A 16369-nucleotide genomic window follows, 5' to 3' on the forward strand; every position below is an offset into this window, starting at 1 on the left:
AATTTTACTTTAGTACAAGCATAGTAGAGAAACAGAGAAGCTACTGAAAAGTTGGTGTTTTGTTTTGCTAATCAAAAAAGTAAGAAAACCAATTTTCTTAAAATTAGATAATCTTAAAGAACTACGCCGTTTAACTTTTCGTCCCAATACGGCGTGCCGCTAAAACGTTCAGCTAAGAAATCAATGAACGCGCGGACCTTGGGCGCTAATAAACGGTTACTAGGATACACTGCCCACAGTGCACAATCGGTAGCGAGAGGGTAGTCTTGCAGTATTTGAATTAATTCGCCGCTTTCTAAGTGAGGGTAGCTGCACCAGGTTGCAGTAAGGGTAATACCACAGCCTTGAATACAGGCGTCGCGTACCGCTTCACCATTGTCCATACGCAAGTGATTAGGCGTTTTAATTGAAGTGACACCTTGGCTGGCTTTAAAGTCCCACACTTCTAAGCCGGTAAGGTTAACTATTTTGTGATTTTTGAGATCTGCTGGCGTTTCTGGCTTACCGTATTTTTCAATATAGTTTTTTGACGCCACAATAATACGTTTGTCATCAGCGAGTTTTTTCGCGTGTAAATTACTGTCTTTTAATTCTGCGTCGCGAATGGCGACATCGAACCCACCTTCTACTACATCTAAAATACTGTCGCTGAACCTGAAATCGATATTTAGCTGTGGGTATTGTTCTAAAAAGTCAGGGATCGCAGGGACTAAATGCATTCGACCAAATGAAGCAGGGGCGGTGACGCGTAATGTACCTTGCGGTGTTTGCGCGCCACTGCCAACAGCTGCTTGCGCAGTTTCAATACTGTCTAACACTTCTTGCGCATGGGGAAGAAAGAGCTTTCCATCATCGGTAAGCGACACTTTTCGGGTGGTTCGATGAATAAGCCGAACACCTAGCGTTTCTTCCAGTTTACCAATATGCGCGCTCGCCACAGCCGGTGAAATATTAAGTTCACGCCCAGCCAAACTAATATTAGCTGTGCTCGCTATACGCACAAAAAGCCTAAGGTGTTCTATGTTCATTTGGATTATCAATAAAATCTAAAAACTGTTTGCCTTTATACACTAATTATCATCTTAAGTTCTAGTGCTTATGATTAGTCCCGTACCCAAACAACAGGCTTTAAAGGAGCTTAATCATGAAAGCGATGGTAATAAACGAATTTGGCGGTTCTGAACAATTTACACAAAACGATATTCCAGAGCCAACCGTAAAGGCCGGGCATGTTGTTGTGCGTATTGCAGCAAGCAGCGTTAACACAATCGACATGATGATTCGCCAATCGGGTGCCGACTTACCCTTTGCTCCACAACTACCAGGCGTGTTAGGTATGGACTTCGCAGGCACTGTTGAAGCTGTTGGTGAAGGCGTTACAGACTATAAAGTAGGTGATGAAGTTTACGGCTGTGCCGGTGGTCTTGGCGATTTACTAGGCTCACTTGCAGAAAAAATGCTGGCCGATATTCGCCTTATCGCTCACAAACCTTCGTCTCTTTCTATGAAAGAAGCGGCAGCCATTCCTCTTGTAGGTATTACCGCGTTTGAGGGGCTAACTCGCGCACTCACCAGTGAGGGGCAAAAAGTACTCGTTCATGGCGGTGCTGGTGGAGTAGGGCATATAGCAGTACAGCTTGCCAAGCATATGAAGGCTACCGTATTTGCGACGGGTGGCTCTGATGAGCAAAAAGAAATTATTGAATCTTTAGGTGCAACCTACATCGATTTCCGTAGTGAATCAGTTGAAGACTATGTAAGTAAATACACAGACGGTAACGGTTTTGACGTGATTTTCGATACGGTCGGCGGTAATAACCTTCAAAACTCGTTCGCTGCTGCAAAATTAAACGGTCAGGTTTCGACTACTTTATCTTTACTAGAAACCGACTTGTCGCCTGTTCACTTTAGCGGGCTAAGCCTGAACGTAGTGTTTATGTTGTTACCTATGATCCACAACGTGGGCCGTGAAGCACATGGCGAAATTCTAAAAGAGCTGGCAAGTATTGTAGATGCAGGCGCACTAAAGCCAATTATTGATGCTGAAGACTATACATTCGAGCAAATCGCACAGGCTCACTATCGTTTAGCAAGCGGTAAAGCAGTAGGCAAAGTCGTCGTTACCGTAGACTAGTTTTTTCCTTTGAAGTTTAGGTAAACAAACTTCCCGTAGTGCTTCCCTTAGCACACCCTTTGCCGCAGTAATCTTTACTGCGGCTTTTTATTTTTATCTATTATGTAAAAAAGCCGGTTCGCAAAAGTCAGTGCTATCTACATAGTTTAAATGCTTTATAATTCTTCCTGCAAAGGAGAAAAAACGTGAATGAATATGCTCGGTATTTTAATGGTTATCCCCAAAATATTGTGGAGAAGGCGCTTCAACTAATTTCAAACAATCGGCTAAAGACTTACCTGCTAAAAAAGTACCCGGAAGCCCATGATATAACCACCGATAAATTGCTGTATCAGTATGCGACTGAATTAAAAAAGCGATATTTAAAAAATGCGCCACCATTCGGGCGCGCCGCATTCAAAAAGCAAGGGGATATGATCACCAACGCGTTAGGTACACATACCTACCGCATGCAAGGTAAAACGCGCAAACACGACTTAGCCATTAACAACGATTTGCTGCGTGCACCTGAGCCTTTATTAAAGGCCTTAGTAGTACACGAGTTGGCGCACTTTAAAGAAAAGGACCACAACAAAGCTTTCTATAAACTTTGTTGCTACATGGAGCCGGATTACCATCAGCTTGAGCTAGACTTGCGGTTATTCTGCGTAGCCGTTGCGATGGGAGAGAATCCTTATGGGTAGTACTTATGCCTTGATCTTAGGGGACGTCTATAATTGTAGTGCTGCTTATACGGCGATATAGCGGTTAAAGTGAAAGATGTTAAGTGAATAAGGAGTATTGATGAGCATTGCTAAAATTATGTCTAGACGTGTAGTTAGCGTGCACATGGACGACAGCTTGCAGTCATTAAGAGAGCTATTCGCAGCAACGGGGTTTCATCATTTGGTTGTCGTTCACGATAATAAACTTCAGGGTATTATATCCGACAGAGACTTAATGAAATCGGTTAGTCCTTTCGTCGACACGTTAAGCGAGCGTATGCTAGATCGCGCTACGCTGGATAAACGTGCCCATCAAATCATGACCCGTGAGGTAATAACGCTGAATCCTACTGACTCAGTATTCGCGGCCATTGAGCTTTTCAATTCACATAAGATTTCCTGTATCCCCATTATCGATAAAGATACGCAGCCAGTTGGCATGGTGTCGTGGCGCGATGTGATGAAGTTTATGCAAAGTAGGGTGGAGGCTAAGCGCTAGCTCGGCTCTATTTAGCCCTACTTTGTGCTATTTGTTTGACTTGGGTTAGTTGTATTAATTTAACGATGCCCTGCAACCTTTAGGCATAGAGGCCCTTCCACCAGAGCAAGAAAAGCTTTTCGGTAGAAAGGCCAACGATGATTTGTTAGCTTTTGCGGTAACTTACTTTAAACAGCAAGCTGTAAAGCACGGGCACAGCGATAAGCGTAAGTATCGTGGCGAACGCCAACCCGCCCATAATCGTCACAGCCATGTCAGCAAAGAAGGCGTCGAATAGCAGCGGTGCCATACCTAGTATGGTAGTAACTGCCGCCAATGATACAGGACGTACACGGCTTATTGTGGCATCGACTATCGCTTGTCGAATGGCCAACCCTTCTTCTATCTGAAGGTCAATTTCTTCAATAAGCACTATGGCATTCTTTATAAGCATGCCAAACAAGCTCAAAAAGCCGAGTAGCGACATAAAGCCAAAAGGCATATCAGTACCCAATAAGCCTGTAACAACACCGACCACGGCCATGGGTACCACAAGCCAAATGATAAGTGGTTGGCGCGCATGACCAAATAGCAATACCGAGATAATAAACATAACTAAAAAGCCGGCCGGTAAACCAGCACCTAGCGCTTTTTGTGCATCGCTTGAGCTTTCAAATTCGCCGCCCCATTCCAAGGAATATCCAGCTGGTAGCTCTATGTTTTCAATAAGCGGGCGTATTCTAGCCAGCGCTTTTGCGGCTGTTTCATCGTCACCCGGCTCCGCTTCCACCGTAATGGTGCGCACACGGTCGCGGCGATGAATGCGCATTTCTTCAGTCATTAGCTCTAAGCCTTGCGACACCTGTGTGAAAGGGACGTACTGGCGCTGCTGCGTAGACCATACTTGCGATTCGCGTATTGACTGAAGTTCGGTATCTTCTGCCTTACCCATTTTCGCAACGATGTTGTAGGCATAGTCGCCGTCTTGCACTGTGCCTAGCTGAACGCCGCTACTTGCATATTGTATAGTTTGGCTAAAATCATTGTGTGACACTCCAGCAATGCCCGCGTTGTAGTTATCAAACTGCGTGTTGATGGCAAAGCCTTTTTCACGCCAGTTGTGCCTTATATCTTTAATTTGTTCGTCAGCAAATAGCAGGGCCTTTGCTTGTTCTGCTAATTCACGAAGCACTTCAGTATCTGGACCAGAAAACCTTGCTTCGAGCTTTGCGCCAGAACCGGGCCCAAACTGCATTCGTTCCATGTAGAAGTTAGCGTCAAAATCTAGGTCAGTAAGCTTATTTCTAAGCTTCTCTTGAATAGCAGGAATGTTATCCAGTTCATTCGCCCGAACCATGAAAAAAGCATAGTTTTCGTTAGCGCTTTTAGGTGCATAAGTGAGGGTGAAACGATCGGCGCCTTGCCCGATAAAGGTGGTGACAGCCGCCACGTTTTCCATTGCTAAAATGCGTGATTCAGCTTCTTTGGCCATGACTTCAGTGGCTCTTATGTCTCTGTCTTGTGGGCCCCAATAATGTACAAAGAATAGCGGGGCATTTGATGGTGGGAAGAAACCTTGTTTTACCATACCAAAGCTTCCATAAGCTACGATAGTAATAATAAATAATGCACCAATAGTTACCCAACGAAGTTTAAGTGCGCCTAACAACGTGCGCTTGAACCAGCGCTGCGATACTGAGAGTTCGTTGCCTGCTGTCTGACCCATTCCTTTTCGGTAGAAATACGCGCCGAGAACAGGCACTAAAGTTACTGCTAATACCCAGCTGATCATTAGTGAAACTAAAACTACGGCAAATAACGAGTAAAGAAACTCGCCTGTGGCATCGTTTGAAAGACCAATGCCTGAAAACGCCGCAATACCAATAACGGTTGCGCCAAGTAGCGGCCACTGTGTGCGCTTAACAATAAAGCTGGCAGATTCTTTAGCTGTAGAGCCGGTGGCCATGCGAAGCATCATACCTTCAGCAACCACAATAGCGTTATCAACCAGCATACCCATGGCGATAACCATAGCACCTAGCGAAATTCGCTGAAGCTGAATATCCATCAGCCACATCACAAGAATAGTACCTAGTACGGTAACAAGAAGCACAGAGCCAACGACTACACCTGAGCGCCACCCCATGAATAAACACAGGGTTAGCGTAACAACGGCGACTGACATGACAAGGTTATTAATAAAGCCAGTTACCGACTCATCAACCACTGAAGCTTGGTCGTATATGGGCGTAAGCGTAATGCCAACAGGTAGCTCTTGAAGTAGCTTTTCTACTTTTGCGTTTACACGTTCGCCTACATCAACAATATTTACGTCAGTCAGTGCTGAGACCGAAAGCGTTAACGCTTCTTCGCCATTGTAGCGCACGTGAACTGGCTGTATGTCTGCGGGCTCTAATTTCAATGTGGCAATATCGGCAACTCTAAGTGAACGGTTAGTGCCCGGCACTACCACAGAAAGGTTTGAGATTTCTTCAAGCCTATCTGGTGCGCGCTCTACAATTAGACGCACATTCTTTTCGTCTACTTTAATACGGCCACCGTTAAAGGGCCTTAAGTTATCTTCAAAAAGGGCGGCGAGATCAGGAAAGGAAATGCCTAAGCCCGCTAGTTGGTATGGGTTGATATACGCTACTATTTGTTCTTTTTGAACGCCAGTGACATTAACCTTGGCTACGCCTTCTGTCGTAAGCAGGTCGCGGCGTATAATGCGGGCAAACTCGCGAAGTTCACGGGTATCAAAATCTGGTGCACTTAACGCATAGTATAAGCCGTAAACATCGCCAAAGTCGTCGTATACCACTGGGTCTTGTGTACCGCTGGGTAACGAGCTTGCCGTATCGCGAAGTCGCTTTCTCAATTCGTCCCATATCTGTGGCAATAGATTACTGTCGTAAGTGCTTTTTACTTCAACCGTAATTTCTGAAAGGCCCGGCGAAGAAATAGACGTTACTTCTTTTACCTGCGGCATTTGCTGAATAGCTATTTCTAAGCGCTCGGTAACTTCACGCTCCACTTTTTCAGCGCTGGCTCCAGGGTAGCTGGTGTAAACCTTTACCTGTTTGATAGTAAACGCAGGGTCTTCTAAGCGACCAATTTTGCTCATAGCCAAAATGCCGCCTAAAAGCAGGATAACTACCATTAGCCAAATGTTGACGGGCTTATCAATTGAATAGCGTGCGATATCCATAAATTACTTCTCTCCTTGGTAAGGAAGCACTTTCATGTCTGCACGCATTTGTGTTGCTCCAGCAGCAACCACCTGCTGGCCAAGTGTGATTTCGTTTTGGCTATTACTCTCGATAATTGCTAGCTCATTTTCAATATGCTTTACGTCAACAGGCGTTTTTGTCACTGAACTCGTTTCGTCGTTATATACCCATACCGCAAACCCTGAGCTTTTGTTACCAACAAGGGATTTTACTGGCACAACAAAGCCCTCTGGATATAGGCTACCTTGCAAGCTTACTTTAACCACAGCGCGGGCGCCGGGTGTAAGCGGAAGTTCTTCACGAGGCTCCATAGCAAATACCACTTCATAGGTTTGCGACACAGGGTCGGGTTGAGTAGAGTGCTCTACATAGTTAACCGGGTACCACTGACTACGGTTGGTGGCCAATGTGGCGCTTGCCTGTTTTATACCGCGGCCAATATTAGCGGTAAGCAAACGCTCGGGTACATTAATGTTGAAGTAAATCTTAGATACGTCTTGCAGGCGAGCAATGGGGGTGCCTGCAGCAACAAAGCTATTGTTTTCAACCAGGCGTTGAGACACTTTTGCGTCAAAGGGGGCGTAAAGTTGTGTGTAGCTTAAATCCTGCTCGGCATTTTTTAAGTCGATAAGCGCTAGTTCGTAAGATGTTTTTGCACTATCAAGCGAGCTTTGTGCGACTAATTTTTGGGCGAACATCTTCTCAATTCTATCTAATTCGCGTTTTGCCTGGTCTAGACGTGTCTCCGATTCTTCAACACGACGCTCAAACGGTTTACGGTCGATAGTGGCCAGCAACTTTCCTTTCTCTATATCGCTACCTGTCACTAAGTCGGTTTGAATAAGGCGACCTGAAACTTCAAAGCTTAAATCTACGGTCTTAACCGCAGAAACAACGGCGGGAAAAGTGAATTCGTCGAAATTAGGTATATTGCTTACTGTAGCAAGCTTTACGAAGCGAGGAGTTGCGCTTGATTGTTGTTCAGCGGGCTCTTTTTGAGAACATGCAGTCAGGGTTGAAACCGATAAAACGCTTAAAATTAGAATGTGAGAAAATCGCATTATGGACATAGGTGTGTGTAATCCATTGTCAGGGTAAATAGAGTATAGACATGAGAACGTCAAGTGATAATGCTTCAGCACAAGAGCGAATAAGCAGTTATCACCTAAAGTAAACTGGTGAGTGCATTTTAGTGCGTTCGCATTGAAAAGTAAACTGTTCGGTGTAAAATGGAAAGCAAGCGAGCTCGCGAAATGACGGGCAAAGCATAGGGGATTTATTTTGAGACTTTCAACATGGTAGGCAATACAAGAACGCGTAGTGATATAAAACGCGAAGCCATCATTCAGGCGGCTACACAGGCGTTCCAAGAGTTTGGCGTAAACGGCACCAGTATGGATAAGCTGGCTGAATTGGCGAACGTGTCAAAGCGCACAGTGTATAACCACTTTTCTACTAAGGAAGAGTTGGTGATGCACTTGGTTACAGAGCAGTGGCAATCGGCTATTCTCAACATTAATAAAGCATACGATAGCGCGCTTGCGCTCGATGAGCAGCTTGAAGACCTTATCTTGCAAGATATAGAGTTTATGGTGAGCGAGTCCCATTTAGACCTAGCGCGGGTGGCTATTGGCCATTTCTTTTACGAGCCGGAAAAGTTAAAAGACGAAGTAGCACAGCTAAAAGCCCAAGAAACGGCAATGCATCGTTTCTTGAAAGATGCTAAAGCAGATAACAAAATTGCTTTTGATGATTTAGACCGGGTTGTTGAGGAAATTGAAAGCTTAGTAAAAGGGAAGTGCTTTTGGCCTCAGCTTTTTAAAATTGAAGATACCCTAAGTGATAATGACAAGAAAAATGTAGCGAAGAATACCGTCGCGCTCATTCTAAGCCGTTATGCTACTGCCTAGCGGCTAGTTTTTATTGTAAATACCCTAAAGTTTGTACTCGTTATAAACACGTTAACTAGGTTTCTCATTATCTTATCTGTTACTTCCCAATTACCTAACTGCTCGCATCACAAAACGTCATAGCAAGTAACTTGATGGCAGCAACAGGCTAAAAGATGCCATCTCATCGTTACCTTTCTTTCATGACGTCATCAGTTCAGCAGGGTCCCTATATTTGAAGTGTTCCATCTGCTTGGCAAATTAAGCGGCTTTTTAAAAGTATCTTAAAGATAAATTATTTTTACAAAATAATTGTAGCTATCAGGCTTAGGTGGCGGGAATAATTAGGAGTAATTTGCAGGAAATAGCGCTGAAACATTGAAAGACTACGTAAATTCAGAGCACTTCCTTCGATTAGTCTTTTTTAAACTTCTCTAACAAAATCGACGTTTTTGTATGTTTATTGCACTTTTCTTGGGCGGGATGTCGATGTTTTAGCCGCCAATTAAGAAAAGTTATAAAGAGTTTTAAAGTTTTGCAGTGTTTGCTCTCGTCATCTTGTGATTTTTTCTATATTATCCAGACCACAAATAGCAACTATTATTATTTGCAATTGCAAAACGAATGAAAAGTTAAGCGGTTTGGAAGAGCTAGCGACTTAAAAAAGTATTGCCGAATAATATGGTTCTTGGTTGCCAACAAACACACAACACTTTGAAGAACACTTGGAGAGTAATTTTGAAATTCAAACTTACGAGTATTGCCACTGCGATAATGTTAAGCCCAGCAGCACTTGCTGCTGATATGGAAGACATTGAAAGGCTGACGGTAGAAGGTAAATACCTTTCGGTTAACCAGTCTAACTCTATCAAGAGCCCTACGCCTATCATCGACGTACCGCAAAGCTTGTCAATTATAACCGCTGAAGAAATTACGGCTCGCGGTATTACTAGCGTTGGTCAAATTATTGATTACACGCCAGGTGTTAATACTTCTCAAGGTGAAGGTCACCGTGATGCAGTGGTATTTCGTGGCGTACGTTCAACAGCCGACTTCTACCTAGATGGTAATCGCGACGACGTTCAATACTACCGTGCGCTATACAACGTTGAACAAGTAGAAATTCTTCGTGGCCCGAACGCGCTGCTATTCGGCCGAGGCGGTACTGGCGGTATTTTAAACCGTGTATCTAAAAAGGCGAAAACGGGCGAAAAATTCGTAAACTATAACGTTTCTGCTAACACCTTTGGTGCTTACAACCTTCAATTAGACACAAACGTTGATACAGGCGATAAGTCGGCACTTCGTATCAACGCTATGTACGAAAGCTTGGATAACCACCGTGACTTTTACTATGGCGATCGCTATGGCTTTAACCCAACGGCACGTTTTGAAGTGAGCGACGATACCATTGTTGATGTGTCATACGAATACATCGATCACGAGCGTTTTATTGACCGTGGTGTACCAACAGCAAACGGCGAACCAGTAGAAGCATTTGAAGAAATCGTATTTGGCGACCCAGAAAATAACTATCAAACTCTTGGTGCCGACGTATTTCGTGCAAACGTTGAACACACGTTTTCTGACAGCTTAAAAGGTAACTTCAACGCCTTTTACGGTGACTACGACAAAGTTTACTCAAACTTTTACGCTGCGGCATACGACGCCGACGCTGAAGTAGTAACCCTTGATGGTTATGTAGATACTACGCAGCGTGAAAACCTTATCTTGTCTTCTAACTTAGTAGGCGAGTTTGCAACGGGCAGCATTGAACATACGGTTATCTTTGGTGGTGAGGTTATTAATACCAAGTCGAATCAAGACCGCTATAACCCAGAATTCGATTCTCGTGTAGGTGCAAATGATCCTGAAGGTACACTGCGAAACGATCAGGAGATGTTTAATGTTTCTCGTCCTCTTAATTTTAGAGGACTGAGCGGTGTGAACAGTGCCGGTAATGCAGTTACCGCTACATTCTACAATGGCGTGGATAGCACATTAAACGATGACACCCATGTAGACTTGGACGTTTACTCTTTCTACGTGCAAGACGAAATTGCACTATCAGAAAACTTCGACCTAGTGCTAGGCGCGCGTTTTGATAGTTTCGATATTGAGGTGTTTAACGTTAAAGCAGCTGAAACGCGCAGCAGAAAAGACGAAGAAGTATCGCCGCGAGCGGGCCTTGTTTACAAGCCTCAAGAGAATATCTCAATTTATGCGAGCTACAGCGAGTCGTTTCTACCACGCAGTGGCGAGCAGTATGCGAATATCAACGGTGATGCAGACGCGCTTGACCCAGATACTTTCACTAACCAAGAAATTGGTATTAAGTGGGACTTCAGTGACAGCATGAGCTTTACGGCTGCTATCTTTGAAAATGAGCAAACGTCACTTGATAACGACCCTAACGATGCAGAAAGCTTTGTGGAAGTAGACTCAGATGTATCTGGTTTTGAACTTCAGCTTCAAGGCTACATTACGGACAAGTGGTACGTTACTGCTAACTACAGTAACCTTGATGGAGAAAATGCAAGCGGTGTGGAGCTTCGTGAGCTACCTGAAAACACCATGTCAGTATGGACAACTTACGAAGTGAATGAAGTATTTGGCTTCGGCATTGGCGCAACATATCAAGACGAAAGTAAGGTATCGACAAGCGCTACGTCACCTGTTCTGCCAAGCTATACCCGTGTTGATGCATCAGCGTACTACACACTTAGCGACAAGACACGTCTTCAGCTAAACGTAGAAAACTTAACTGATACGCTTTACTTCCCTAATGCACACTCTACGCATCAGGTTACAGTTGGCGCACCAATCAACGCGCGTTTATCTTTGATTGGTTCTTTCTAAGTAAAACTGAAAGATTATCCATAGAATTTAAAAGCCATTCGTGAAAGCGAATGGCTTTTTTATTTTGCAGGCAAGTTGCAGCAAGTCAGCGTTAACTCTGTTTTGCGAAGTCGATAAGTGTCTGTCCATCCATGCGATAGCCTAGCCATTCATTCTTGGGCTTCGCGCCTAATGATTCATAAAAGTCGATAGCAGGTTTATTCCAATCTAAAACACTCCACTCAAAACGCCCACAGTCGTTTTCTACCGCTGTTTTTGCTAAATGTTGCAGCAGCGCTTTACCCGCACCTAAGCCTCGAGATTTCGGCGAAACATATAGGTCTTCAAGATAAAGCCCGTTACGGCCCTGCCACGTTGAGTAGTTAAAGAAGTAAACGGCAAAGCCAATAGGGGCATCGTTATTCTCGCAAATAACACAGTGGGCGGTAGCACCTTCGCCAAATAGTGTTTTTAGAAGCGCCTCTTCAGAAGCTTCTACTTCGTGCTCTGCTTTTTCGTAAATAGCGAGTTCTTGAATGAATTGGCGAATTTGTGAAATATCGTCAGGCGTTGCAGGTCTTATTGAAATTGCGTTGTTCATAGTGTTTTCCTTTCAATAGGTTCGAAAAAATGAGCCTTGAAGGCTCATTTTTAAAAGTAAAGTGCGCTCATAACACTAACTGAACGGCTACATAGTGTAGTGCTATCCGCTAGTCGGTTTTCTGTTAACCGCTAGTCAAGCGGGCCCGCAGGCTGAGGTGTATGGGTTTGATTTGCGCTATTGCTCTGTAAATCGCGACTAGACTTTCTACGTAATACTTTTCTTTTTATGAACGAGAAAGGACCACGCAAGTCTAGCAGTATCAAGTACAAACAAGGTACCAATATGAGTGTTACCAAAGTTGCATAAAGCACTGCAAAGCCGAGCGCAGCAGCCATAGGTACTACAAATGCTGCTTGCAGGCTGGTTTCAAACATAATTGGCAGTACGCCCACAAACGTAGTAATTGAGGTTAACGTAATTGCCCTAAAGCGCGCAGTGCCGGCCTCAGTCACGGCTTCTTTAATGCTGTAACCTTGTGCACGGCGCTGATTCACAAAATCAGTCATAACCAGCGAGTCGTTGATAACAACCCCAGCTGCTGCAATAAGGCCAAAGTTAGACATCATAGATAGGTCTAAGCCTAGAGCAAAGTGGCCAAACACTGCACCGGTAAAGCTAAATGGAATAACCGACATAATGATAAGGGGTTGCCCATAGCTTTTAAGCGGAACAGCTAAAAGGATATACACCATGATCATAGCCGCAAGGAAGAAGAGTATTTGCTCGTTTTGTTGTGCTTGCTGCTCTTCAATATCACCGCCAAGCTCAGTCATCACCGATGGGAACGACTCTTTAAGTTGAGGCAGTAGCTTGTCCTGAATTTCAGTAACGACCTCATTAGGTTCAACTTTTTCTTCATCAATGTTGCCCCAGATATAAACACTGCGGTAACCACCTTCTCGGCGAATGTAGCTAATTCCTGGCTTCTCTTCTAATGCAACCACGTCACCAAGCATGACTTCTTGGCCGTTAGGTGTTTTGATTAAAGAGTACTTCAAGTCAGCAAAACGTTCGCGGGTAAGCTCAGGGTAGCGAACCATAACCCTAACTTCTTCACCGTTGCGGATAACTCGCTGTGCTTCGCCACCGTAAAAGCCTGCACCAACCTGAGAGGCGATATTAGAAAGAGTAAGTCCTAAATCGTAGGCAACCGGTAGCAAGGTCATTTGTACTTCTTTGCTTGGTGGATCGATCGTTGAGCTTACGTCAAATAGGCCTTCTTGCTGCTGCAGCATTTCAATGAATTTAAGGCCTGCAGCGTTTAGCGTGTTTATGTCTGGCCCAAATAGTAAGTAGCCAAACTCTCCATCGTCACCATCACCGTTTACATCGTCAATAACGGTAAACGACTTCATGCCGCTAATTTCAGGAATGGCTTCGCGCCAACGACGTGCAAGCTCAAAAGTGTCGATAGGGCGGTCTTCCTCATTAACTAGCGGTGTGAGTATACGCCCTTCATTGCTGTCTTCGTTGAAGGCGAGACGATCACGAATCATGCCTTGACCAAACTCATCAATGATTTGCTCTTCCACATCTAAAATAGTTTGCTCAACAATTTTAAGTGCATTGATGGTTGCAAGATCTGAGACATTCTCATTCATCTCTATTCTAACGCTAGGAAAGTCGTGAGGCACTTTAGGGTTCGGCACCATACGCACATAGTTTGCCCCAATCAGTCCCATGCTAAGCATCAGCATGGCTACGAACATCATGAGTACTGCCCAGCGCCACTCAATAGCTTTTGTAACTGTACGCTTGTATGGACCATTCACGAATGCAAAGAAGCCTCGGTTAAAGCGTGCTCGCCAGCTGTCTTTGCGCACCGGAGAGAACTTGGTGTGGGCTAAATGCGCAGGCAAGATGAGTTTTGACTCAATTAAACTAAACGCCAAACACAAAATAACTACTACAGCGATGTTATAGAAAAATGCACCTTCAGGGCCGCTGCTAAGTGTAAAAGGAGCAAACACCGCAATGGTAGTTAATACACCGAAGGTAGCAGGGGTTGCCACGCGCTTAGCACCGCGCACCACGTTATCAACGCCGCCGCCTTTGCTTTCAATTTCGGTATAGGCGCTTTCTCCAATAACTATGGCGTCATCAACCACAATGCCCAGCACCATGATAAACGCGAAGAGCGAGAGAATATTGATGCTCACCCCAAAAACAGGCATTAACATCATGGCGCCTAAGAAACATACCGGTAGGCCGACCATAACCCATAGCGCCAATCGAAAACGTAGGAAAAGCGTAAGCATAAACGCAACGAGTACAGACCCTTGAACAAGGTTTGACAACATCATGTCAAGGCGTGCGTTAAGGTAGTAAGTCATATCCACCAATACTTCTAAACTGACGCCCTGAGGAAGGGTCTCATTTCTTTGGTCGATATAGGCTTTTACCGTTTCAGCTACAGGAATCGTGTTTTGGGTTTTAGTGGCTTTAACGGCAATGTAGATGGCGTTCATACCGTTGTATTTAAAGTAGCGTTCGCCTTCGACAAACCCGTCATTAATATAGGCAACATCACCTAGGGTAACTTTAGCGCCACCTGCGCCAATTTTAATGGGGATTTGTTTGAACTCGTCACCGCTGTAATATTGGTTTTCAACCCGCACCGACACGATACCGGCGTTAGTTCTTAGCTGGCCTGCAGAGATATTCGCTGAATAACTATTAATAGCCTGCGTCACATCGGCAATACTCAAGCCGTACTTTCTTAGCGTATCGGGCTTTATTTCGATAGCAATTTCATCATCGGGTGTATTGGCTTCCACCAAAGATATAGAGCCAAGTTGAAGTAGTTCATCTTCGACTTCTTTTGCCAGTACTTTAAGCTCGGACAGCGGTAAGTCGCCAACAATGGGCATTTCAATAACTTGCTGCTGGAACTCTACTTGCGAAACGTTTACTGGCTCCATGCCAGCTGGAAAGGTTGCAATGTTGTCTACGCGAAGTTTGACCTTGTCTAGAACATCAGTAAGCTCAGCTTTAGTATCAATTTCTAAGGTGACTGCACCGCCACCACGAAATGCTCTAGATACAGTACGCTTGATTTCAGTGATGTCTTTCACCGCTTCTTCTACTTTTATGAAGATACTTTCTTCAATTTCTTGCGGAGACGCGCCAGGGTAGTTCGCTTCAACGGTAATGTAATTAATTTCGATGTTAGGAAACATCTGCCGCTGAATAGTAAAGTAGCTGGCAATACCCATGACTATAATGAAGAACATCAAAAGGTTGGCTGCTACTGAGTTTCTTGCAAACCAAGAAATAATGCCGCTTTGCGTATCGTTATGATTTTCCATGACAGCTCCTTAATTAGCTTGTGCTGTCACGATTTCAGCTGTGGTCTCAATAACCTTCACAGGCATCCCGTTCTGCGGGTATTCAGGTAGACTCATCACTACTTTATTCGCATTGAAGTCACCCTGAATGAGGAAGTCGCCATTTTCTTCACGGACAACCTCAACTTTATGAGATTTCAACCGGTCTTCATCGTCAAGGGTCCACAGCATGCGATTGGTTACCAACTCCTGTGGTACACGGTATACGTCACTTAACGTTTTACCTTCAAAAGCTATCGTGCTGTACGAACCAAATTTAACGATAGGTTTAGATGAGTTAATTGCATAGGGGTCTTCAATGCGTGCCACGAAATAACTCATGCGCGTGGTGTTGTCTACAACGCCGGTATCTCGGTGGATGGTGCCTTTTACCGTAGCGCCCTGAATGTCATCGACTTCGATGGCAATTTCACTTCCTATTGTACTATCCGAAAGAAAAACGCGGTCGAACCCGGCAATAGGGAAAGTGACTTCGGCATACTCTATGTTATTAAGGACTGCGACAGGTGAACCCTGAGTCACATAGTCACCTGTGCTGATGTCTCTTGAGACAATAAGCGCATCGTATGGGGCTTTTACTTTACAGTTATCTAAATCGCGCTTTGCTATTTTTAGTTGAGCTTCTGCAGATTTAAGCGCTGCCTTTGCGCTCATTACTTGTGGTTTGCGAAGGTACAAATCGGTAACCCGTGCATTAGGCATTGTTTTCGCTTCCTTTGCCGCCACATCTGCTTGCGCTTCTTCTTGAATTAACTGAGCTTGTGCACTCGCTAAGTTTGCTTCTGCCAATAGAAGCGCTGCCTCATACGCATCAGCTTCTATTTCAAAAAGGACTTCGCCACGCCTTATTAAGCCACCGCTTACAAATTTAGGGTTCCACCTCTCAACTTCACCCGATACTTGCGCAGCAAGATTTGTGGTTTCAAGAGGCATGATTTCGCCATAGGAAGTGAGTTGTACGCGCACGTCTTCTGGCGATAACGCTTCAATAGTGACGGTTGGGCGAGTATCAACTTCCTCTGTTATGGCGCTGTCAGAAGCAGACGCTTCGATTCCTTTCATTCCTAAATAACCTACCAGTAAGACACCAATAGGTAATGCAACTTTCATCCATTTCATGGCTTGATCTACTTTTATAACGAATA

The 16369-nt window shown here is 44.5% G+C and carries 11 protein-coding genes; 5 read left to right on the forward strand and 6 right to left on the reverse strand.

Annotated features, from left to right (window positions below; genetic code table 11):
• Positions 1–113: 113 nt before the first annotated feature.
• Complete coding sequence (locus ACXAGV_RS14225; RefSeq protein WP_474873811.1) at positions 114–1028, reverse strand: LysR family transcriptional regulator; 915 nt, start codon at positions 1026–1028, stop codon at positions 114–116.
• A gap of 116 nt (positions 1029–1144) precedes the next feature.
• On the opposite strand from ACXAGV_RS14225, the gene ACXAGV_RS14230 reads away from it, so the two are divergent.
• From ACXAGV_RS14230 to ACXAGV_RS14240, 3 genes are all read left to right on the forward strand, one after another.
• Entirely contained in the window at positions 1145–2134 is a 990-nt protein-coding gene (locus ACXAGV_RS14230) for a zinc-dependent alcohol dehydrogenase family protein (RefSeq protein ID WP_474873812.1), read from the forward strand.
• 185 nt (positions 2135–2319) lie between these two features.
• A complete protein-coding gene (locus ACXAGV_RS14235) occupies positions 2320–2817 on the forward strand; it encodes a M48 metallopeptidase family protein (protein WP_474873813.1) in 498 nt (165 codons plus the stop codon).
• Positions 2818–2917: 100 nt separating this feature from the next.
• Complete coding sequence (locus ACXAGV_RS14240) at positions 2918–3337, forward strand: CBS domain-containing protein (RefSeq protein WP_474873814.1); 420 nt, start codon at positions 2918–2920, stop codon at positions 3335–3337.
• Between the two features lie 145 nt (positions 3338–3482).
• Here ACXAGV_RS14240 and ACXAGV_RS14245 read toward each other — a convergent pair whose 3' ends face one another.
• Positions 3483–6524 (reverse strand): efflux RND transporter permease subunit, encoded by a 3042-nt coding sequence (locus ACXAGV_RS14245; protein WP_474873815.1) that lies wholly within the window; start codon positions 6522–6524, stop codon positions 3483–3485.
• A gap of 3 nt (positions 6525–6527) precedes the next feature.
• A complete protein-coding gene (locus ACXAGV_RS14250) occupies positions 6528–7616 on the reverse strand; it encodes an efflux RND transporter periplasmic adaptor subunit (RefSeq protein WP_474873816.1) in 1089 nt (362 codons plus the stop codon).
• 225 nt (positions 7617–7841) lie between these two features.
• Here ACXAGV_RS14250 and ACXAGV_RS14255 point away from each other — a divergent pair, with 225 nt between their 5' ends.
• Positions 7842–8456: a TetR/AcrR family transcriptional regulator gene (locus ACXAGV_RS14255; protein WP_474873817.1), complete on the forward strand. Its 615-nt coding sequence runs from the start codon at positions 7842–7844 to the stop codon at positions 8454–8456.
• 717 nt (positions 8457–9173) lie between these two features.
• The gene (locus ACXAGV_RS14260; protein WP_474873818.1) at positions 9174–11294 is read left to right on the forward strand and encodes a TonB-dependent receptor; all 2121 of its coding nucleotides are present in this window, start codon (positions 9174–9176) and stop codon (positions 11292–11294) included.
• Positions 11295–11385: 91 nt separating this feature from the next.
• Here the strand turns inward: ACXAGV_RS14260 and ACXAGV_RS14265 are convergent, their stop codons facing one another.
• The 3 genes from ACXAGV_RS14265 to ACXAGV_RS14275 form a co-directional block, all read right to left on the reverse strand.
• Positions 11386–11874 (reverse strand): N-acetyltransferase family protein, encoded by a 489-nt coding sequence (locus tag ACXAGV_RS14265; RefSeq protein ID WP_474873819.1) that lies wholly within the window; start codon positions 11872–11874, stop codon positions 11386–11388.
• A gap of 131 nt (positions 11875–12005) precedes the next feature.
• Positions 12006–15185, reverse strand: a complete 3180-nt coding sequence (locus ACXAGV_RS14270; RefSeq protein WP_474873820.1) for an efflux RND transporter permease subunit — start codon at positions 15183–15185, stop codon at positions 12006–12008.
• Positions 15186–15194: 9 nt separating this feature from the next.
• Positions 15195–16343 (reverse strand): efflux RND transporter periplasmic adaptor subunit, encoded by a 1149-nt coding sequence (locus tag ACXAGV_RS14275; protein WP_474873821.1) that lies wholly within the window; start codon positions 16341–16343, stop codon positions 15195–15197.
• Between the last annotated feature and the right edge of the window lie 26 nt (positions 16344–16369).

Source organism: Alteromonas sp. ABH4_453 (assembly GCF_056160665.1).

Coding starts and splice junctions, on each gene's coding strand:
- ACXAGV_RS14225 (WP_474873811.1), bottom strand. CDS start 1,028: ATGAACATAGAACACCTTAGGCTTTTTGTGCGTATAGCGAGCACAGCT.
- ACXAGV_RS14230 (WP_474873812.1), top strand. CDS start 1,145: ATGAAAGCGATGGTAATAAACGAATTTGGCGGTTCTGAACAATTTACA.
- ACXAGV_RS14240 (WP_474873814.1), top strand. CDS start 2,918: ATGAGCATTGCTAAAATTATGTCTAGACGTGTAGTTAGCGTGCACATG.
- ACXAGV_RS14245 (WP_474873815.1), bottom strand. CDS start 6,524: ATGGATATCGCACGCTATTCAATTGATAAGCCCGTCAACATTTGGCTA.
- ACXAGV_RS14250 (WP_474873816.1), bottom strand. CDS start 7,616: ATGTCCATAATGCGATTTTCTCACATTCTAATTTTAAGCGTTTTATCG.
- ACXAGV_RS14255 (WP_474873817.1), top strand. CDS start 7,842: ATGGTAGGCAATACAAGAACGCGTAGTGATATAAAACGCGAAGCCATC.
- ACXAGV_RS14265 (WP_474873819.1), bottom strand. CDS start 11,874: ATGAACAACGCAATTTCAATAAGACCTGCAACGCCTGACGATATTTCA.
- ACXAGV_RS14270 (WP_474873820.1), bottom strand. CDS start 15,185: ATGGAAAATCATAACGATACGCAAAGCGGCATTATTTCTTGGTTTGCA.
- ACXAGV_RS14275 (WP_474873821.1), bottom strand. CDS start 16,343: ATGAAATGGATGAAAGTTGCATTACCTATTGGTGTCTTACTGGTAGGT.